Source organism: Labilithrix sp., from assembly GCA_019637155.1.
In the GTDB taxonomy this organism is placed as follows: domain Bacteria; phylum Myxococcota_A; class Polyangia; order Polyangiales; family Polyangiaceae; genus Labilithrix.
The window spans coordinates 506,888-524,186 of record JAHBWE010000005.1; the positions used below are offsets into that span (position 1 = coordinate 506,888).

21 protein-coding genes and 1 pseudogene are annotated in these 17,299 nt (G+C 71.6%); 11 read left to right on the top strand and 11 right to left on the bottom strand.

Annotation, left to right across the window (positions count from 1 at the left end):
- Positions 1-65: 65 nt before the first annotated feature.
- From KF837_13220 to KF837_13230, 3 genes are all read right to left on the bottom strand, one after another.
- Entirely contained in the window at positions 66-755 is a 690-nt protein-coding gene (locus KF837_13220; protein ID MBX3228274.1) for a hypothetical protein, read from the bottom strand.
- Between the two features lie 106 nt (positions 756-861).
- Entirely contained in the window at positions 862-1,893 is a 1,032-nt protein-coding gene (locus KF837_13225; GenBank protein MBX3228275.1) for a trypsin-like peptidase domain-containing protein, read from the bottom strand.
- Positions 1,890-2,462: a hypothetical protein gene (locus KF837_13230; protein MBX3228276.1), complete on the bottom strand. Its 573-nt coding sequence runs from the start codon at positions 2,460-2,462 to the stop codon at positions 1,890-1,892. The genes KF837_13225 and KF837_13230 overlap by 4 nt, the downstream gene beginning before the upstream one ends.
- A 201-nt stretch (positions 2,463-2,663) precedes the next feature.
- Here KF837_13230 and KF837_13235 point away from each other — a divergent pair, with 201 nt between their 5' ends.
- From KF837_13235 to KF837_13255, 5 genes are all read left to right on the top strand, one after another.
- Entirely contained in the window at positions 2,664-3,587 is a 924-nt protein-coding gene (locus tag KF837_13235) for a trypsin-like serine protease (protein ID MBX3228277.1), read from the top strand.
- A gap of 22 nt (positions 3,588-3,609) precedes the next feature.
- Positions 3,610-4,494, top strand: a complete 885-nt coding sequence (locus KF837_13240) for a slipin family protein (protein MBX3228278.1) — start codon at positions 3,610-3,612, stop codon at positions 4,492-4,494.
- A complete protein-coding gene (locus tag KF837_13245; protein ID MBX3228279.1) occupies positions 4,491-4,832 on the top strand; it encodes a hypothetical protein in 342 nt (113 codons plus the stop codon). Before KF837_13240 ends, KF837_13245 begins: the two co-directional genes overlap by 4 nt.
- A 51-nt stretch (positions 4,833-4,883) precedes the next feature.
- On the top strand, positions 4,884-5,846 hold the full coding sequence (locus KF837_13250; GenBank protein MBX3228280.1) for a hypothetical protein: 963 nt from the start codon (positions 4,884-4,886) through the stop codon (positions 5,844-5,846).
- A gap of 120 nt (positions 5,847-5,966) precedes the next feature.
- Positions 5,967-6,152: a hypothetical protein gene (locus KF837_13255; protein MBX3228281.1), complete on the top strand. Its 186-nt coding sequence runs from the start codon at positions 5,967-5,969 to the stop codon at positions 6,150-6,152.
- A 114-nt stretch (positions 6,153-6,266) separates the two neighbouring features.
- Here the strand turns inward: KF837_13255 and KF837_13260 are convergent, their stop codons facing one another.
- Entirely contained in the window at positions 6,267-6,932 is a 666-nt protein-coding gene (locus KF837_13260) for a dienelactone hydrolase family protein (protein ID MBX3228282.1), read from the bottom strand.
- A 24-nt stretch (positions 6,933-6,956) separates the two neighbouring features.
- Here KF837_13260 and KF837_13265 point away from each other — a divergent pair, with 24 nt between their 5' ends.
- The gene (locus KF837_13265) at positions 6,957-7,295 is read left to right on the top strand and encodes a cupredoxin domain-containing protein (GenBank protein ID MBX3228283.1); all 339 of its coding nucleotides are present in this window, start codon (positions 6,957-6,959) and stop codon (positions 7,293-7,295) included.
- Here KF837_13265 and bioA read toward each other — a convergent pair.
- A complete protein-coding gene (bioA, locus tag KF837_13270; protein MBX3228284.1) occupies positions 7,285-8,589 on the bottom strand; it encodes an adenosylmethionine--8-amino-7-oxononanoate transaminase in 1,305 nt (434 codons plus the stop codon). The two genes, KF837_13265 and bioA, sit on opposite strands and share 11 nt — an antisense overlap.
- Before the next feature lie 6 nt (positions 8,590-8,595).
- Positions 8,596-9,651, bottom strand: coding sequence for a hypothetical protein (locus KF837_13275; protein MBX3228285.1), 1,056 nt, complete (start codon positions 9,649-9,651; stop codon positions 8,596-8,598).
- A gap of 81 nt (positions 9,652-9,732) precedes the next feature.
- Here KF837_13275 and KF837_13280 point away from each other — a divergent pair, with 81 nt between their 5' ends.
- From KF837_13280 to KF837_13290, 3 genes are read left to right on the top strand one after another with little or no spacing between them, the layout of a single operon-like run.
- Complete coding sequence (locus KF837_13280; GenBank protein MBX3228286.1) at positions 9,733-10,056, top strand: (2Fe-2S) ferredoxin domain-containing protein; 324 nt, start codon at positions 9,733-9,735, stop codon at positions 10,054-10,056.
- Between the two features lie 2 nt (positions 10,057-10,058).
- A complete protein-coding gene (locus KF837_13285) occupies positions 10,059-10,532 on the top strand; it encodes a hypothetical protein (protein MBX3228287.1) in 474 nt (157 codons plus the stop codon).
- Between the two features lie 9 nt (positions 10,533-10,541).
- The gene (locus tag KF837_13290; protein ID MBX3228288.1) at positions 10,542-11,090 is read left to right on the top strand and encodes an isochorismatase family protein; all 549 of its coding nucleotides are present in this window, start codon (positions 10,542-10,544) and stop codon (positions 11,088-11,090) included.
- Positions 11,091-11,103: 13 nt separating this feature from the next.
- Here KF837_13290 and KF837_13295 read toward each other — a convergent pair whose 3' ends face one another.
- Entirely contained in the window at positions 11,104-11,826 is a 723-nt protein-coding gene (locus tag KF837_13295; GenBank protein ID MBX3228289.1) for a hypothetical protein, read from the bottom strand.
- Between the two features lie 239 nt (positions 11,827-12,065).
- On the opposite strand from KF837_13295, the pseudogene KF837_13300 reads away from it, so the two are divergent.
- Positions 12,066-13,430 (top strand): annotated as a pseudogene (locus tag KF837_13300) (sigma-54-dependent Fis family transcriptional regulator).
- 25 nt (positions 13,431-13,455) lie between these two features.
- Here KF837_13300 and KF837_13305 read toward each other — a convergent pair.
- Positions 13,456-14,673 (bottom strand): alanyl-tRNA editing protein, encoded by a 1,218-nt coding sequence (locus KF837_13305; protein ID MBX3228290.1) that lies wholly within the window; start codon positions 14,671-14,673, stop codon positions 13,456-13,458.
- A gap of 21 nt (positions 14,674-14,694) precedes the next feature.
- Between KF837_13305 and thiS the strand changes: the two genes are divergently transcribed.
- Positions 14,695-14,895 (top strand): sulfur carrier protein ThiS, encoded by a 201-nt coding sequence (gene thiS / locus KF837_13310; GenBank protein MBX3228291.1) that lies wholly within the window; start codon positions 14,695-14,697, stop codon positions 14,893-14,895.
- Positions 14,896-14,897: 2 nt separating this feature from the next.
- Here thiS and KF837_13315 read toward each other — a convergent pair whose 3' ends face one another.
- The 3 genes from KF837_13315 to KF837_13325 all read right to left on the bottom strand — a co-directional run.
- Positions 14,898-15,671 (bottom strand): 1-acyl-sn-glycerol-3-phosphate acyltransferase, encoded by a 774-nt coding sequence (locus KF837_13315; GenBank protein MBX3228292.1) that lies wholly within the window; start codon positions 15,669-15,671, stop codon positions 14,898-14,900.
- Positions 15,668-16,840: a cardiolipin synthase B gene (locus KF837_13320; protein MBX3228293.1), complete on the bottom strand. Its 1,173-nt coding sequence runs from the start codon at positions 16,838-16,840 to the stop codon at positions 15,668-15,670. The genes KF837_13315 and KF837_13320 overlap by 4 nt, the downstream gene beginning before the upstream one ends.
- Before the next feature lie 16 nt (positions 16,841-16,856).
- A partial coding sequence (locus tag KF837_13325; protein ID MBX3228294.1) for a hypothetical protein occupies positions 16,857-17,299 on the bottom strand: 443 nt, incomplete at its 5' end.

Genomic DNA, 17,299 nt, shown 5'->3' on the forward strand with positions numbered 1-17,299 from the left:
GAAGAGCGAGAGGTTGGATTGGGCAGAGACGGTGACGTGGATCTCGAACAGAGGTAGTGGCGGTTTCATGGTGGCGGTCTCCAGTGGTAGAGCGCGGGTGCGCCCGAGTTCTCGGGGAGGAGTGAGCCGTCGACCTTCGAGGGACGGACCCACTTCGCGACGTGGAGGACGTCGAAGCGAAGCTCGACGCGGTAGACGAGGCCCTCCGGCGGATCGATCGCGCCGTGGAGGCCGCGACCGAGCTTGGCGACCGCGTCCGCGATCGCGATCGGCGCGCCGCGATGCACGACGCGCGGCATCTCGAGGCCGGCGCCGGCGAGGCGCGCGGTGAGCACGTCGACGGGGACGCGCTTGCGATCGACGAAGAGGTCGAACGGCACGAACGGCTCGTGATCGAGCGCGTAGCGCGTGCCGTGGACGAGCGCGAGCCACTCGCCGGCGAGGACCTCGCCCTCGCGGACAAGCGGCTCGAAGCGCGCGCGCTCGGAGGCGACCCACGCCGCGAACCAGCGACGCGCCTCGTTCCCCGACTCCGCGCACGGACGTCCCTCGCGCCCGAGCGCGACGAGCTCGCCGTCGCGCCGCGCGACCGCGACGCACGAGCCGTCCAGCTTCTCCTGGACGATGACCTCCGCGCCGGCGACGGCCCCGCCCGGATCCACGCACCTCCGCGCGACGCCGGGCGGGACCGTGCGGTCCTCCGCGCAGCGCGAGCCGGGCAGGTGCGGGATGGATGGGTAGACGGGAGCGACCACGGGAAGCCAGAGATGTGCGCACGCCCGGGCGGCGTGGCAAGCACTAGAGACGCTTACTGCCGGCGAACGAGAGCCCTCTCGGGGGGCGGAGCCCCGCTCGAACATGCTAGAGGTTCTGGATACGGAGGCTCCGCTGCGCGCGGGACTCGGCGCCGCGGGCGTCCGTCGCCGTCGCGACGACGGTGTAGGCGCCGTCAGCGGCGGTGGTCGAGTCGAAGCGGACCTCCCAAGGCGGCTCCTCGACGACGGCGCTCGCCCCGCCGGGCAGCGTGAAGGTGACCTTCGCGATGTGGCCGTCCGGATCGGAGGCGTCGACCGCGAACGTGATCGCGCCGCGCGCGGTGCCCACCGGCGTCGGCGGCGTGAACGTGACGACGGGCGGGACGTTGAAGCTCGGATCGAGGAGCTCGGCGAGCGGCGTGTCGACGACGTGCGTCGCGTAGTTCCAGGGCTGCACCCCGCCGTTGTGGATGCCGACGATCGCGAGCGTCTCGTCGTCGAGGAGCGCGCTGCCGCTGCTCCCGCGCTCGCTGTCGCACTGGTGCGTGAACATGCCCGCGCCCCACGTCCCGTCCGAGCCGATCGCGAGCAGGTTCGAAGACGGCTCGACCGTGCACGTCCGCGACCACTCGAGCCCGCGGTTCAGCGGATGCCCGAACATCGTGATGCGCCGGCCGTCCGCGGCGCGGCCGGCGAGGTCGACCGCCACCTTCACCGGAGGAACGGGATCGACGACGAAGACGGCATAGTCGCGACTTACGCTGTATTCTGCGGCGAGCACGATCCGGCACGCCGACCGCAGGTACGCGGGCTCGTCGCGTCGATAGCCCCAGTCCACGGTGTAGCCCGCGCACGGAAGGTCGTTCGCGCGCGTCCGCGGCGCGTTGAAGCAGTGCCCCGCCGCGATCGCGATCCCGTTCCCGACGTGCGTGACGGTGCAGTAGCTGGAGAGCTTCCCGAACGCGTCGAGGAGCGGGCGGTACCGCTCGGGCACGGTGGCGCCGCCTTGCATGACGCGCACGAAGTCGCGGTCTCCGACGACGACGCCGGACTCGCTCGCGGCGGCGGCGGCGTCGTCGTCGTCGGCCGGTGCGGAGCACGCGAGGATGAGCGGGAGGAGGAGCGCGAGGCGCCTCATCGTTTCACCTTGCGGAAGTGGATCGACTCCGCCGTCGTCTGCGCGGGCGTCCCGTCCTCCGCGAGCTCGGACACGAGGACGAGCCCGTTCCAGCCGTTGATCAGCGCCGGCGCCGCGACGCGCGCGCGATCGCCGTAGGCCGCCTCTCCGAACGCCTCCACGAACGCGCGCACGCCGGCCGACGCGCTGCCGTAGTGCTCCTCGAGCGCGCGCCGCGTGATGACCGTGATCCCCAGGTGAGGCCCGTGCGCGTAGAAGTCGAACGGGCCGCGGACGTGGCTCGACGGATCGCCCGGGACGCGGAACGCGAGGAGCGTCCCGTCGCGATGGCTCAGGCTCAGCACGGCAGGTCGTTTCAGCGTCACGCTCGGATCGGCGACCTGCCCCCACTGCTCGATGCGGGGGCGGAGACCGGAGGCCGTCTCGCCGACGAGCGCGATCGCCTGCACCGTCGCGGCGCTCTCGACGGTCGCGTCATCTTCGCCATCTTTACCTTCTTCGCCGGCGGGAGCCGCGCACGCGCTGCAGAGGAGCGCCGCGATCGCCGCGGCGCGCGAGGTCCGACCCATGGCGCTCGAGGTAGCACCGGGCCGCGGCGCGCCCACGTCATCGCGCCGTCTCAATGCGTGCATTCCGCACGGATCGCGCGTGCCCCTCGTTGCGCAGCGCCCGCGCGGTCCGTTGCGCATCGTTGCGCGATTCGCGCCAGTCGCGCGCGAGACGCTCTCGTGCGCTTGCGCGATCGCGTGGAGAGGGGAGAGTGCGCGCGAATGCGGACGGTGCTCGCGGGCTTCATCATCGTCGTCGTCGCCGGCTGCATCGCGCCGCCGGAGGAGCCCGATCGCGCCGCGGCGGAGATCGTCGGCGGCGCCGCGACCCTACGGTATCCGTTCGTCGTCGGCGTCGGCGGGCGCAACGGGGCGTATTGCTCCGGCACCGTCGTCGCGCGGCGCGCCGTGCTCACGGCCGGTCACTGCGTGTCGCGCGGCATCCGCAAGGTGTACCTCGGACCGACGCTCGACGACCGCGCGCCGGAGATCGCGGTCGTGAAGGTGACGCGCCATCCGCGTTACGCCGAGGTGCGCCTCGCGTCGGGCGCGATCGGCGGCGCGACGAACGACCTCGCCGTCCTCGAGCTCGCGGCGGACGCGCCGGTGCAGCCGGCGCCGCTCTTTCGCGGCACCCTCGAGAACTCCGCGCGCTTCGTCGGCCCGGAGCTCGTCTTCGTCGGCTACGGCGCGATCGACGGCAGCGGCCTCGGCTTCGGCACGAGGCGCGAGGCGTCGTTCCCGATCGCGAAGGTCGGCCCCGCGGCGGTCGGCGGCACGCCCGGCACGATCGACGCGTCGATGATCTACTACGCGGTGCCCGGCAAGAGCGCGTGCCGCGGCGACTCGGGCGGTCCCGCTTTCTTCGTCGAGGGCGGCGTGCTCTCGATCGCGGCGGTGACGTCGTTCGGCGGGCCGCGCTGCGAGTCCGACGGCGTGCACGCGCGCGCGGACGCGCCGCAGATCGCCGCGTTCCTTCAGGCAGAGCTCGATCGCATCGAGGCGGCCGATCCGTGCCGCCCCGACGGCGTGTGCGGTCCGGAGTGCGGGGTCCGTGACCCCGACTGCCTGGCGGATCACTGCGGCGCCGACGGCGTCTGCGCCGAAGCGTGCGTCGCCGATCCCGATTGCGAGAGCCCGCGCTGACCGACGGCCCTACGATGGCGGGATGGACCCTTCGATCATCCCGCTGTTCGGTCTCGGCGCCATCGCGCTCACCGTCGTCATGCGCAGCATCCGCCAGGTGAACCAGTGGGAGACGGCGCTGAAGTTCACGCTCGGAAAGCTGACGGGGCGCACCGAGCCCGGGCTCACGTTCGTCATCCCCGGGGTCCAGCAGCTGATGCGCGTCGACATGCGCGTCCGGAACCGGGACCTGCCGCAGCAGGCCGTCATCACCGCCGACAACGTCACCGCGTGGATCGACGCCGTCATCTACTTCAAGGTCGTCGACGCCGAGAAGGCGACCCTCAACGTGCAGGACTACGACCACGCGGTGCGCGACCGCGCGAAGGTCGTCCTCCGCGACGTCGTCGGAGAGACCACGCTCGACGAGCTGCTCCAGCACCGCGAGGAGGTCGCGGCCAAGGTGCGCCTCGCGGTCGAGCAGTTCGTCGCGCAGTGGGGTCTCCACGTCGAGCTCATCGCGCTCCAGGACATCCAGCTCCCGCCGCAGATGCAGGAGACGATCGCGAAGAAGGCGATCGCCGAGCGCGATCGGCAATACGTCGTCATCAAGAGCCAGGCCGACCTCGAGAGCGCGAAGAACTTCGCCGAGGCGGCGCGCATCCTCCATTCGTCGCCCGGCGCGATGGAGCTGCGCCGGCTCGAGGCGCTCCAGAACCTCTCCGGCGGGACGAGCAAGGTCATCTTCGACCTCGCCAAGCCGACCGGCTCCGCCGAGACGAACGCGGCGGCGATGGCGGCGGCGATGGGCGAGGCGGTCCGCGTCGCCGATCCGAAGACCGCCGCCGCGCTGCGAGCGCAGGCGGAGGCGGAGGCGGAGGAAGAAGAGGCGCACGCGGCGCCGCGCATGATGCGACGCGAGCGATGAAGGAAGAGGAGGGCGTCCGCTTCCTCGCGCTGGGACGGCTCCCCGCCTTCGCGCCTCCGCTCGCGCGGGAGGCGCTCGAGAACGGCGTCGTCGAGGTGGAGCGCGACGTGCTCGGCTGGAACGGGACGATGGGGATGGTCCACGGCCACCTCGTCGTGCTGTGGCTCGATCCCGACACGTGCGCGCGCGTGAACGCGGCGCCCTCGGTGGTGGACGCGCTGACGGCCGCCTTCGCCGCCGCGGTCGCGAGCGTCGCGGGTCAGGCCCTCGCCGAGCTCAAGGTCCTCTCGCGCGAGATGGTCGCGCGGCGATCGACGCCCTACCGTGGTCGACTATAGTCCCGCGCCATGCGGGTGACGGTGTTGGGTGCAGGATACATGGGTAGCGCGATGGCCGAGGTCCTCGCGATGCGCGGCCACGACGTTCGGCTGTGGGGCACGTGGCTCGACGACGCGATGATCGCGCCGCTCGAGGAGGGCGAGCCGCACCCGCGCCTCAAGAAGAAGCTCGACGCGCGCGTGAAGCCGCTCCGCTCCGACAAGCTCGCCGAGGCGCTCCAAGGCGCGGAGCTCGTCGTCCACGGCGTGAGCTCCGACGGCCTCGTCCCCGTCCTCACGAAGGCGGCGCCGCACCTCCCTGACGTCCCGATCCTCAGCGTCACGAAGGGTTTCCTCCCGAGCAAGGAGAGCGGGCGGATGGAGCGCGTCGACCTGATCGCGTCCGAGGTGGTGGGGCGGAAGCTCCGCTACGTCCACGCGGCGGGGCCGGCGAAGGCGGTCGAGATCGCGCGCTCGGTCCTCACGCTCATGTTCTTCGCCGCCGCTGACGTCGCCGACGCGCGCGCGGCGCGCGACGCGATCGGGGGCGATCACCTCCGCGTCACGGTGAGCGACGACATCGCCGGGGCGGAGATCTGCTCCGCGATGAAGAACGCGTACGCGACCGGGCTCGGGCTGTGGGACGGCATGGTCGGACCCGACTGCCACAACGCGCGCGCGGCGTGCTTTCAGCAAGGCGTCATCGAGATGGCGCGGCTCGTCGCGGCCGGCGGCGGAAGGCCGGAGACCGCGTTCGCGGCGCCGGGCGTCGGCGACCTCCACGTCACCGCCGCGGCGGGGCGCAACCGCGCCTTCGGCGAGCGCGTCGGCAAGGGCAAGCCCGCGAAGGAGGTGGCGGCGGAGATGCTCGCGAGCGGCGAGCTCACGGAGGGGTATCCCGCGATCGCGTCGGCCTGGAAGTGGGCGGCGGAGCGCGACGTGAAGGACCTCCCGCTCCTCGCGGCGCTCCACGCGATCGTCTGGGAAGGCGCCTCGGTACGGGAGACGCTCGCGAAGCTCGAGCTCTCGACCTGAGCTCTCGACCCGGGCGGTTCACTCGGCGCCGATGCCGACGTCGTCGAAGAGCAGCGCGCCGCCGGCGGAGGTTTGGCTCGTGCTCATCTGGCCGATGCGCAGCTCGGTCAGGTCGCTCTCGTGCGCGGCGGAGAGGGGCAGGACGAGCGGCGCCGCGCGCAGGCGCTGCTCTCCACGATCGGCTTCGTCGCCGGCGGCGCCGCGCTCGCCGGCGGCGCGCTCCTCGTCTTCTCCGCGCCGCGGAGCGCGCCGAAGACGACGATGGCGGTGGGACCCATGGGGCTATGGCTCGCGCGAGAGTGGTGACGCTCCCGGTGGAGAAGACGCGCCGCCGCCCCATGGTAACGACGTCGCAGCACGAGAGGACGCCGTGCGGGCCCATAAAAGAACGACGCACGTCGCGCGTCGTCGGCGGGCTCGCTACGCGAGGTGTCGCTGGAGGAACGCGACCGCGCGGTCCCACGCGATCTTCGCTTCGGCGGCGGCGTAGACCGCGGGGCGCGTGTCGTTCATGAAGGCGTGGTCGGCGTCGTAGACGTGGAGCTCGAACGGCGTCTTGGCGAGGGCCTCCACCTTCTGCTTCACCTCCTCCGCGCGGCCGACGGTGACCCACTCGTCCTTCTTCGCGACGTGCATCGAGATCGGCGCGGTGACCTTCGCGTAGTCGACCTTCTCCGCGGGCGGGATCCCGTAGAACGGCACCGCCGCGGCGATGGCGGGGACGTGGCACGCCGACGCGAGCGTGAGCGCGCCGCCGAGGCAGAAGCCCGTCACGCCGACCTTGCCGTTCGAGCGCGGGTGGTCCTTCAGGAACGCGACCGCGCCGGCGATCTCGTCGACCGCCTTCAGCGTGTCGAGGGCGCCCATCAGCTTCGCCGCCTCCGCGCCGTCCTTCGTCGTCTTGCCGTGGTAGAGGTCGGGCGCGACGACGAGGAAGCCCTCCTTCGCGAAGCGATCGACGAGGCTCTCGATGTGATCGTCGAGCCCCCACCACTCCTGGAGGACGACGAGCGCCGGCGCCTTGCCTTCGCCCGCCGGCTCCGCGAGGACGCCGGTGCCGTTCTTGAAGGAGATCCGGTTGGCCATGGGCGGCATGATACAAAGAGAGCCATGAAACGGTGGTTGCTTCTGCTCGCGTTGGGGGGGCTCGTGGCGTGTGAGAAGAAGGCGCCCGGCGATCCGAACAAGGTGTCGATCGACGTGAAGGCGAAGTCCGACGGCTTCGATCCGTCGAGCGTGCGCCTGAACAAGGGCGCTCAGGCCGTGCTCGTCTTCACGCGGACGACCGACGAGACGTGCGCGAAGTCGGTCATCTTCCCGGAGCTGAACATCAAGAAGGAGCTCCCGAAGGACAAGCCGGTCGAGATCGAGATCCCGACGACCGAGGCCCGCACGCTCACGTTCATGTGCGGGATGGAGATGTACAAGAGCTCCGTCGTCATCCAGTGATGCTCTCCGCGAGGACGCGGAGGAGATCGTCGAGGTCGGCGTCGTCGATGACGAGGGGCGGACAGACGTAGACCGTGTCGCCGAGCGGGCGGAGGTACGCGCCGCGCTCGAGCGCGCGCTCGTAGACGCGCCAGCCGGCTTCGCCGAGGTAGCCGCCGCTTCCGCTTCCGGCGAGATCGGCGGCGCCGATCATGCCTTGCGTGCGGACCCGCTCCACGCCGGGGAGCGCGGCGATGCGCTCGAAGGCGGCCGCGATCTTCGCCGCCTTCGGGCGCGTGCGCGCGACGACGTCCTCGTCGCGGTAGATCGCGAGCACCTCGCGCGCGAGCGCGGCGCCGATCGGGTTGCCGCAGAAGGTGTGGCCATAATAGAGCGCGCGCTCGCGGCCGCCGCCGCGGAAGGCGTCGTACACAGCGTCGGTCACGAGCGTCGCCGCCATCGGGACGACGCTCGCGAAGACCTTGCCGATGCAGAGGATGTCCGGCGTGACGCCGGCGTGCTCGCAGGCCCACATCGCGCCGGTGCGGCCGTAGCCGGTGAAGACCTCGTCGACGATGAGGAGCACGTCGTGCTCCTGCGTGAGGGCGCGGAGCTCGGTGAGGTAGCGCGGATCGTAGACGCGCATGCCGGCGGCGCCTTGGACGACGGGCTCCACCACCACGCCCGCGATCGTGTCGTGGTCGCGTTCGATGAGCTCGCTCATCGCCGCGAACGCGCGCGCGTAGGCGTCGGGGGCGGGGAAGGGCGCGTGCACGACGTCGAAGAGCACGTCCTGGTACGGGCGGCGGAAGACCTCGACGCCGCCGAGGCTCGTCGGGCCGAGCGTGTCGCCGTGGTACGCGCCGTCGAGGGCGACGAAGCGCGTCTTCTTCGCCGCCGCCGCGCCGCCGAGCTTCCAGCGCTGGAGCGCGATCTTGATCGCGACCTCGATCGAGCCGGAGCCGTTGTCTGTGTAAAATACACGATTCAGACCGGCGCCCGGCGCGACCGCGGCGAGCTCGGCGGCGAGGCGCGCGGAGGGCTCGTGCGTGATGCCGGCGAACGCGCAGTGGTCGAGCGTCGCCGCTTGCTCGCGGAGGACGCGGAGGAGGCGCGGGTGCGCGTGGCCGAGCGCGGCGACCCACCACGACGCGTTGCCGTCGAGGTAGCGCTTGCCGCCGGCGTCGTAGAGCGCGCTGCCCTCCGCGCGCGCGACGACGAGGGGGCTCGTGCGCTCCCAGACGTCGATCGCGGTGTACGGATGCCAGACGTGCGCGCGATCGAGGCGGACGACCTCGTCGCGCCCGGCGCTCATCGGCCCTTACTTCGCGCCGCCGCTGCCGCCCATCGGCGGGAGCTGCTGGTTCGTCATCGTCGGCGGCGGCATCGGCGCCGAGGTCGCGCCCTTCGGCGGCGCGCCGGCGTCGGGATCGTGGCCGCCGTGCGCGGCGATCGGGTCCGCCGGCGCGTCGTGGTCGATCTTGATCGAGCGCGTCGTCGAGTTCCACGGGCCTTCGATCGGCTTGTCGGAGCCGTCGACGAGCTCGGTCTTGATCTCGTAGGAGCCGTTCTGGAGGTTGTCGAGGTAGAAGGGCGGCCCCCACTTCGTGGCCTTCGCCTCGAGCGGCTTGTCGATGCCGGGGCCCGTGACCTTGACGTTCACGTGCTCCTTGCCCTCCGCGAGCGTGACGCCGGAGAGGTAGAAGTCGATGAGGACGTGGTTCGCGAGCTCGCCCTTGTACTCGCCCTTCGGGCGGCTGTAGACGAGCATCGGCTTCTTCGTGAAGTCGTCCTTCGCGTCGCCCTTCTTGCCGACCCAGAACGGCACGACCGCGAGCGCGCCCTTCGTCTTCACCGACTCGTGGTTCGCGCGGCTCGGGAACGCGACGAGGACGTGGCGGCCCTCCTTGATCTCCTCGCCGTTGGTGAGCTCCGAGAGCTTCACCGGCACCTTCGGGTCGAAGATCGCTTTGTAGGGCTTGTTGTCGAGGATGAGGTGGACGTGGCTCGAGCCGGTCGCGGTCGGCCAGTTCTTGACGTCGAGCTTCACCGAGTAGCCGGCCGCCTTGTCGTTCGGGACGACCGCTTCCTTTGCCGGCGCGGTGATCGCGACGGTGGGGAGGGCGCCGGTCGGGTCGGGGCTCGCGGCGCCGAGGGTGAGGGTGACCGGAGGCGGCGGGGCCTTCGGCGGCGCGGGCGCGGTGGAGGGCGGCTGCGCGACGGTCGACACGGTCGTCGCGCCGTCCGTCGCGGGGACGGGCGGCGGGGGCGGCGGCGGCGGGAGGTTGTCGGGGCCGCCGCACGCGATGATCACGCCGGCCCCGAGCAGAACGGGCATCACGACAGCAGCGAGGATGGACTTGGACCGGCGTTTCATGGGCGCGACTTTGGCACCTCTCGACGCCGTCAAGCAAGCGGCTTGACGCGTCCGGCGGAGCGTTCGAAGGTTCGTTCGCCGATGCCGCACCGCGATCGATACCTGTTCGTCTGCACGAACCGGCGCGCCGACGACAACCCGAAGGGCTCGTGCGCGCAGAAGGGGAGCGAGGAGCTCGCGAAGCGGCTCAAGGCCGCGCTCCTGCAGCGCGGCGCGTCCGCGCGCGTGCGGGCGTGCTCGAGCGGCTGCCTCGACCTCTGCGAGATCGGCGCGACTGTGCTGCAGGAGCCGGAGCACGTCGCGTACGGCAACGTGACCGCGGCGGACGTCGACGACATCGCGGAGGCGGCGGACAAGGGCCTCGTCCTCGAGCGGCTCGTGGTCCGCCCGCCGCCGAAGGGCTGAGCATGTTCGGCTTCGAGCTCGCGGAGTCGATGACGGGCAGCTGGCACAGCTTCGAGGATCCGCTCGTCGATCGCGTCGTCCGCATCCAGCTGCGCCTCGTCGTCGACGGGCTCCGCCGGTTCGCGCGCCGGCGCGCCATCCGGGTGGAGGGCACCATCCACGCCGGCGGGCTCGCGGAGAACGGCGGCGCGGGGCGCGCCGTGACGGGGGAGATCCGCTGGCACCTCCTCGACGAGAACCGCGTCCCGTACGCGCTCACGTTCGAGGGCGACGACGGCGACACGTACCACCTCCGCGGCCAGCGCGACTTCTTCGTCTACAACGCGATCGGCTCGCTCACGACGATGACGGCGAGCCTCTACGACGCGTCCGAGCGCGAGATCGGACGCGCGGTCGTCGACTTCGAGCCGAAGATGGAGCTCCCCGCGCTGCTGAGGTCGTTTCGTCCGAAGCTCTTCCTCCGCCGCGCGCGCTAGCCTGTGGGTATGGAACGTCTCGATCCGCAGACCACGTTGCTCCTCGTCGTGGACGTGCAGGAGAAGCTCGCCGCCGCGATGCCGCCCGACGCGCTCGAGCGCGTCGTGAAGAACACGACCATCCTCCTCGAGACCGCGAAGGTGCTCGGCATGAGCGTGCTCGCGAGCGAGCAGTACACGAAGGGCCTCGGCCCCACCGTCGCGCCGCTCCGCGAGCGGCTGCCGTCGCCGGCGCTCGAGAAGATGACCTTCGACGCCGCCTCCGACCTCGCGATCGCGCGCGCGCTGTCGGATCGCGCGCCGCGCGCGGTCGTCGTCGCGGGGATGGAGTCGCACGTCTGCGTCTTCCAGACCGCGCGCGAGCTCGTGCGGCGCGGCTACGTCACGCACGTCGTCGGCGACGCGGTCTGCTCGCGGCGCGAGGAGAACCGCGTGCTCGGCCTCTCGCTGTGCGATCGCGCCGGCGCGGTGGTGACCGGCACCGAGACGGTCGCGTTCGACCTCCTGCGCGTCGCAGGCACCGACGCGTTCAAGGCGATCTCGAAGTTGATCCGTTGAGCGTGAGCGCGCGTTACTCCTGCGCGTAGTCGCCCCAGAGGGCGCGGTCGGCGTCCGGGTGGCTCTCCCAGATGCCCCACCACCAGACGTCGGTGGAGCCGACGCCGTGATTCGCGACCGTCCAGTTGCCGTTCGTGTCCTTCTTCAGGAGGGCCTCGATGCGGAAGCCGTCGAAGAGGCCTTCCTTGTCCGCCTCCTCGTAGGCGGTGCCGCGCGTCGTCGGCGCGCCGCCGCCGCGGAGCTCGATGTAGCCCTGGAGCCACGCGTAGTCGCCCTTCACGCGGAGGACGCCGTTCTCGCGGCGGACGTTGAAGACGATGTCTTGGTTCGGGATCTCGCGCTTCACCGTCGCGCGGAGCGCGTTCATGATCTGCTGCCGCTCCGACGCGACGATCTCGTCGCCGTTCTCGAGCTGGTCGAGCCAGGGGAACAGCTTGCGCGGCGCCGCGGTGTAGCGGCTCTCGATCTCCCACCACCACACGTCGGTGGAGCCGATGCCGTGCTCGACCGTCTTCCAGGTGTTGCCCTCCTTCTTGAGGAGCGCCTCGACGCGGAAGCCGTCGAAGATGCCGAGCTTGTCGTCCTGCTCGTAGAGCGTGCCGCGCGTCGTCGGCTCGCCGCCGTTGCGGAGCTGGATCTGACCCTGGAGCCACGCCCAGCCGTTCTCGATCCGGATGACGCGGCCCTGGCCCTGCACGTTGAAGACGATGTCCTGGTTCGCGAGCGTCGGCTTCACCGTCGCGCGGAGCGTCTTCCTCGGTGGAGGGTGAGTAGGTGATTTGCCTACCTTTCACGAGTCGGGCCACAGGTTGGACGGCTAAATTTCGCGCAGTTAGCGCAAATTTACAGGATGATCCGTGGTCAACTTGGTTCCCACTGGACGAAATGTCTTGCTCATGACAAGATGGTTGGGTGATTGACGAATCGTCACAGGTTGATGCCAATGAGTCGAGAGCGCCGGCGGACGAGGGGACGACGGTGCTGGTGGTCGACGACGAGCGGTCGAACGTCGAGTCGCTGGAGAAGATCTTCCAGCGCGAGAGCATGCGCGTGCTCGTCGCTTACGACGCGAAGCACGCGCTCGAGCAGGTGCGCTCGCATCGCGTCCACGTCGTCCTCACCGACCTGATGATGCCGGGGACGACGGGGCTCGAGCTGCTCCGCGCGATCAAGCAGGTGCAGCCCGAGGTCGAGGTCGTGCTGATGACGGCCTACGGCTCGGTCGAGGTCGCGGTGAGCGCGATGCGCGAGGGCGCGTACGACTTCGTCGAGAAGCCGCTGAAGCGGATGACGATCGTGAAGAGCGTGCGCAAGGCGGCGGAGCGGGGGCGTCTCCTCGAGGAGAACCGCTCGCTCAAGGACGAGATCAAGATGCTGACGAAGCGCGAGATCATCGGCAGCTCCGTCGCGTGGCGGCGCGTGATCGAGGTCGCGACGCAGGCGGCGCCCAGCATCGCGACCGTGCTCGTGCTCGGCGAGAGCGGCACCGGCAAGGAGCTCCTCGCGCGCTACATCCACGAGCGGAGCGCGCGCGCGAAGAAGCCGTTCGTCGCCGTGAACTGCGCCGCGATCCCGGAGACGATCCTCGAGAGCGAGCTCTTCGGGCACGAGCGCGGCGCCTTCACCGGCGCGGTGACGAAGAAGGACGGCCGCTTCGCGAAGGCGACGGGCGGCACCCTGTTCCTCGACGAGATCGGCGAGCTCTCGCCGCAGGTCCAGGTGAAGCTCCTCCGCGTGCTGCAGGAGGGCGAATACGAGCCGCTCGGCGGCAACACGGTGAAGGCCGACGTCCGCATCGTCGCCGCGACGAACCGCGATCTCCTCGAGGAGGTGAAGGCGGGCCGCTTCCGCGAGGACCTCTACTACCGGCTCAACGTCATCGCCGTCACCGCGCCGCCGCTCCGCGCGCGGCGCGAGGACGTCCCGCTCCTCGTCGATCACTTCGTCGGGCTCTACGCGAAGAAGAACGGCAAGGCGCGCCTCTCCGTCGCGCGGCCCGCGCTCGAGCGGATGATGGACTACGCGTGGCCGGGCAACGTGCGTGAGCTCGAGAACGTGATCGAGCGCGCGGTCGTCCTCTCGCGCGGCGACACGTTGAGCGAGCAGGACCTGCCGGAGGCGATCGCGAAGGCGCAGGACTCGGCGCCGCGCGCGCTCGACTTCCCGGTCGGCACGCCGCTCGCGGAGATCGAGCTCCGCGCGATCCGCGAGACGCTCAAGCACACGAAGGGCGACAAGTCCCTCGCCGCCCAGCTCCTCGGCATCTCGACGCGCACGATCTACCGCAAGCTCGACGAGGGCGGCGGCGAGTCCCCGCCGAGCGGCCTCCCGCCGGGGTGACGCGGGCTCGTGCGTGCGGCTCAGATCAGAGGAGCGCGCGTGCGGCGGTCGTGAGGGCGTCGAGGGTTGTGCCGGTGGGGAAGCGGGCCTCGCCGCGTTCGGGGCGGCCGCCGCCGCGGGTGCCGCGCTCGGCGCACTGCGCCTTGATGAAGGCGCCCGCGTCGAAGGCGACGCCGCTGCCGCGTTGCACGACGATGGAGAGCTCGCCCGTCGCGGCGTCGGGGGCGGCCAGCAGCGTGAGGACGCGGGGGTCCGTCGTCAGCTCGTTGGCGAGCTTGCGTAGCGCGTTGACGTCGTCGCCGGGGCGCTCGAGCGGGAGCACGTGCGGGCCCGGGCCTTCCGGCAACGACGCGAGGACGCTCGTCGCGAGCAGCGTCGCGATCTCGCCGCGCGCGGCGTCGAGGCTCGCGCGCGCGTTCTTGAGATCGGCGCGGAGGCGCGTGACCGCGGCGGGGACGTCGGCGACGCCGCAGGTGAGGTCGGCGGCGAGGGCCGCGAGCGCCGCGTGCTTCGCGCGCGCGTCGGTGAGCGCGCGGAGGCCGGCGTGGAACGTGATGCGCAGCATCCCCTTGTACTTCTCGAGCGCCACGATGCGCGCCTGCCCGATCTGGCCCGTCCGCGTGCAGTGCGTGCCGCCGCACGGGGTGAGGTCGAAGCCCTCGATGTCGATGACGCGGATCGTTCCCTCCGTCACCTTCGGCTGCTTGCGGAGCTTCAGCAGAGGGAGCTCCTCGGCGGTGGGGTAGAGCGCGCGCACCGCGACGTCGCTCGCGATGAGCTCGTTGACGAGGTCCTCCGCGCGATGGAGCTCCGCGTCGGGGATGCCGGGGCGCGCGACGTCGATCGTGCAGCTCGTCGCGCCGAGGCGCGCCGACACCGTGTCGGCCTTCGCGAGGTCCGCGAGCGCGCGAGAGAGCGCGTGCTGCGCGGTGTGTTGGGCCATGTGATCGCGGCGTCGCGTGGCGTCGATCGTGCCCTCGACCTCTCCCGCGAGCGGCTCGGCGGGCGGCTCCGCGAGGAGGTGGTGGATGACGCCGGCGTCGTCGATCTGCGTGTCCACGACGGCGTGGGTGCGGCCGCCTGCGCGCAGCGTCCCCACGTCGCCGAGCTGGCCGCCGCCCTCCGGGTAGAAGAGGCTCCGTTCGAGCATGACCGAGGGACGGCCGTCGCGCGAGGTGAAGGCGCGGACGGTGGACGTGAACGTCGTCCGATGCGGATCGGCCCAGTACAGCTTCTCGGTCATTCGGCGGTAGTATCGTGCGCGATGAAGCTCACGATCAACGGAAGCGAGCGCGACGTCCCCGACGGGCTCACCGTGCGCGCCCTCGTCGAGCACCTCGGCCTCGGCGGCGGGCCCGTCGCGGTCGAGCAGAACCGCGAGGTCGTCCCCCGCGCCGAGCACGCCGCGCGCGCGCTGAAGGACGGCGACACCGTCGAAATCGTCCACTTCGTCGGCGGCGGCTAGGCTCAGGGCCCGCACGCCGCGCGGGCTTCGTGCACCGCCGCTTGCACGGCCGCCTCCGCGAGCTTGGTGAGCTCGGCGGCCTTCTTGCCCTCCGCGAGGATCGGCGCGCCCACCGCGACGCCGACGCACGTGGGGCTCGATGCCATCGCCATCCGGCCGAGGTGGCTCATGAACGACTCGCCGACGAAGGCGGCGCCGGACGCGGACGGGTAGGCGAGGCCGACCGGGAGGACCTCCGCGCGCGCGCGGGCGGCGGCGATGAACGCGCCGCCGTGGAAGGGCCGCACCTCGTCGCCCTCGAAGGTGGTGCCTTCGGGGAAGATGGTCACCGTGTCGCCGGCCTCGAGGTGCTTCTGCATCGCGCGCATCACGACCATGCCGCTCCGCGCGTCCGCGCGGTCGACGAAGATCGTCCCGCCGAGCTTCGCGGCCGCGCCGACGACCGGCCACTGCGAGAGATCGGCGCGGCTCACCATGCGGCCGCCGAAGGTCGAGAGCATGACGCCGATGTCGATCGCGGAGCGATGGTTCGCGACGATGAGGCGGCCGCGCTCGCCCTTCTTCGTCGGCGGCGGCGCCGCGCCGTGCACGACGGTGCGGATCGCGAAGAGGCGGAGGAGCGTGCTCGACCAGCGCTGGACCCAGCCCGCGATGACCTCCTCGCGCCGCTCCGGCGGGCTCGCCGCGACGTGGGCGGCGCACATCGCGGTCATCGTCGCGGTCGCGCCGGCGAAGCCGCCCGCGCGCAGGCCTTGTCGAACGCGGTCCCGGATCACCAGAGCTTCCTCAGCGCGTACGCAATGTACTCGACCCCGCGGCGGGCGAGGGGGCGCGCGCGCCACTCGTGGAGGTCGAGGTTGGTCGCGTGCGCGAGGTCGCGATCGAACCACGCGCGGACGTGCTTCGCGAAGGCGGCGTCCTCGACCGCGATGTTGCACTCGAGGTTCTTCACCTGCGAGCGCTCGTCGAGGTTGTAGCTCCCGATCGTGACGAACGCGTCGTCGATGATCGCGGTCTTCGCGTGCATCATCGGGCCGTGGTGGGCGTAGATCTCGACGCCGTTCCGGAGGAGCGTCTCGTACATCGCCTCGAGCGCGTACTGCACGATCGTGACGTCGCTCTTCGCCGGCACGAGCACGCGCACGCGGGCGCCGCGGAGGACGGCGCGGTAGAGCGCGTTCCGGACGTGGCGGTCGGGGATGAAGTACGAGTTCGCGATCTCGATCGACTCCTGCGCGCGGTTGAGGCGCGCGAGGTACTCGCGGCGCAGGTTCCGCCGGCTCCGCCGCAAGCTCGCGAGGACGTAGACGCGGCCGCTCGGTCGCTTGTTCAGCGGGATCAGGTTCGGCGGGAACGCGAAGACGCTGCCGCCGCCCTTCGGGAGCCGGCGGAAGACCGCGCGCCGCCACGTCTTATAGAAGAGCGTGCGCAGCTCCTCCGCCGCGTGGCCGACGACCTCGACCATGTCGTCGCGCCACGCCTCGCCGCCGTCCTCGATCGGGAGCCATGGGCGCGCGAGGTTGAGGCCGCCGGTGAAGCCGCGCAGGCCGTCGACGACGAGGATCTTGCGGTGGTTGCGCTGCTCGATGTTCGCGAGATCGAAGGTCGGGCGGAGCGGCGAGATCGGGTGGTAGTCGCGGAACTCGCCGCCGGCGCGGACGAGCGGATCCCAGAACGACGGCGTGAGCGAGAGCGAGCCGATCGCGTCGTAGATCACGCGCACGGTGACGCCCGCGCGCGCGCGCTCGACGAGCGCCTCGCGGAACTTCGTCCCGACCGCGTCGGTGCCGACCCAGTACATCTCGAGGACGATCTCGCGCGTCGCCGACGCGATCGCGTCGAGCATCGCCGGGAACGCCTCGCGCCCGTCGCGGAGCAACCGCACCTTGTCGCCGGCGACGTCGAACCAGGGGACGTCGGCGAGCGACCGCGCCCACCAGCTCACGGCTGCGCCCGCCGGCTCACGGCTTCGAGGCCTCCGCCGTCGGCGGCGGGCGCGGCGGCCGCGCGGTGACGACCACCATCGCGTCCTCGACGAGGTGCTTCGCCGCGAACGCGCGCACGTCCTCGCTCGTCACGCGCGGCTTGCCGCCGTCGCCCGTCGGCTCGCCGCGCCACGTCGCGACGACGCGCGCGCGCGGATCGAGCGCCTGCGCGACGACCGCGCGCTGCCGCGCGACGACGGCGCGCTCGTACTCCGGCTGCGCGAGCCCGGCGCGGTGCAGCTGATCGATCAGCGCGCGGACCTGCATCACCGCGTTGTCGAGCGCGGCCTGCGGCGCGACCACGCGGACGACGAGCGCCGGCGCGCGCGGCCAGCCGAGGACGCGCGCCGAGCCGGACGCCGCGAGCGGCGCGGTCGCGCTGAGCCCGAGCGCGCGGGCGAGCACGCCGTCTCCCTCGA

Bases quoted from the DNA above. Each gene is read 5' to 3' on its own strand.
- KF837_13275 (MBX3228285.1), bottom strand. From the start codon at position 9,651: ATGAAACGCCGGTCCAAGTCCATCCTCGCTGCTGTCGTGATGCCCGTT.
- KF837_13280 (MBX3228286.1), top strand. From the start codon at position 9,733: ATGCCGCACCGCGATCGATACCTGTTCGTCTGCACGAACCGGCGCGCC.
- KF837_13305 (MBX3228290.1), bottom strand. From the start codon at position 14,673: ATGACCGAGAAGCTGTACTGGGCCGATCCGCATCGGACGACGTTCACG.
- KF837_13250 (MBX3228280.1), top strand. From the start codon at position 4,884: ATGGCCGAGGTCCTCGCGATGCGCGGCCACGACGTTCGGCTGTGGGGC.
- bioA (MBX3228284.1), bottom strand. From the start codon at position 8,589: ATGAGCGCCGGGCGCGACGAGGTCGTCCGCCTCGATCGCGCGCACGTC.
- KF837_13235 (MBX3228277.1), top strand. From the start codon at position 2,664: ATGCGGACGGTGCTCGCGGGCTTCATCATCGTCGTCGTCGCCGGCTGC.
- KF837_13240 (MBX3228278.1), top strand. From the start codon at position 3,610: ATGGACCCTTCGATCATCCCGCTGTTCGGTCTCGGCGCCATCGCGCTC.
- KF837_13245 (MBX3228279.1), top strand. From the start codon at position 4,491: ATGAAGGAAGAGGAGGGCGTCCGCTTCCTCGCGCTGGGACGGCTCCCC.
- KF837_13230 (MBX3228276.1), bottom strand. From the start codon at position 2,462: ATGGGTCGGACCTCGCGCGCCGCGGCGATCGCGGCGCTCCTCTGCAGC.
- thiS (MBX3228291.1), top strand. From the start codon at position 14,695: ATGAAGCTCACGATCAACGGAAGCGAGCGCGACGTCCCCGACGGGCTC.
- KF837_13225 (MBX3228275.1), bottom strand. From the start codon at position 1,893: ATGAGGCGCCTCGCGCTCCTCCTCCCGCTCATCCTCGCGTGCTCCGCA.
- KF837_13285 (MBX3228287.1), top strand. From the start codon at position 10,059: ATGTTCGGCTTCGAGCTCGCGGAGTCGATGACGGGCAGCTGGCACAGC.
- KF837_13290 (MBX3228288.1), top strand. From the start codon at position 10,542: ATGGAACGTCTCGATCCGCAGACCACGTTGCTCCTCGTCGTGGACGTG.
- KF837_13260 (MBX3228282.1), bottom strand. From the start codon at position 6,932: ATGGCCAACCGGATCTCCTTCAAGAACGGCACCGGCGTCCTCGCGGAG.
- KF837_13265 (MBX3228283.1), top strand. From the start codon at position 6,957: ATGAAACGGTGGTTGCTTCTGCTCGCGTTGGGGGGGCTCGTGGCGTGT.